Source organism: Paraburkholderia sp. RL17-373-BIF-A, from assembly GCF_046030175.1.
Lineage (GTDB): Bacteria > Pseudomonadota > Gammaproteobacteria > Burkholderiales > Burkholderiaceae > Paraburkholderia.
The window spans coordinates 1-618 of sequence record NZ_JARESO010000376.1 but is presented as its reverse complement, the minus strand read 5'-3'; the positions used below and the strand labels follow the sequence as shown (position 1 = coordinate 618).

The 618-nt window shown below is 53.7% G+C and carries 1 protein-coding gene; it reads right to left on the bottom strand.

Annotated features, from left to right (window positions below; genetic code table 11):
- Nucleotides 1-618: PPK2 family polyphosphate kinase (locus P0D80_RS50950; RefSeq protein WP_408296519.1), on the bottom strand; the 618-nt coding region annotated here is incomplete at both ends.

Sequence of the window (618 nt, the reverse complement as noted above, 5' to 3'; positions counted from 1 at the left end):
TTTCCTCGACGTCGGCTACACTAAATTTCCAGTTTTTTTCTGGGTCGTCTATGCGCTGCAGGAAACGTTTGCGCTGCTCTTCCTTCGAAATGTGAAGGTAGAACTTGACGATCCGAGTGCCGTTCCCGGAAAGGTGTAACTCCAGGTCCGAGATCGAACGATAGCGGTCATGCCACACCGTCTTTTCGTGGAGCAGTGCATCCGGTAGGACTTCGTTATGGAGAATCTCGGGATGAACGCGAGCAATCAGCACTTCTTCGTAATAGGACCGGTTGAAGATGCCGATCCGTCCGCGCTCGGGTAGATCGCGCGTAGTACGCCAAAGGAAGTCATGCTGCAATTCAATGGGGCTGGGATGTTTGAAGCTGAAGACCTGACAACCCTGTGGGTTCACGCCCGACATGACATGCTTGATGGCACCATCCTTACCGGCTGCGTCCATTGCCTGGAAAATTAGCAAAACGGCATATCGGTTGAAGGCATAGAGTAACTGCTGCAGAGAACTCAGGCGCGCGACGTGTTCTCCCAGCAATTGTTGGTAGTGTTCCCGTGACCTGTACACGGACTCTACCCTCGTCGGCCACTTGTCGAGTTTGACCCGTCCGCCTTCCGGGACCT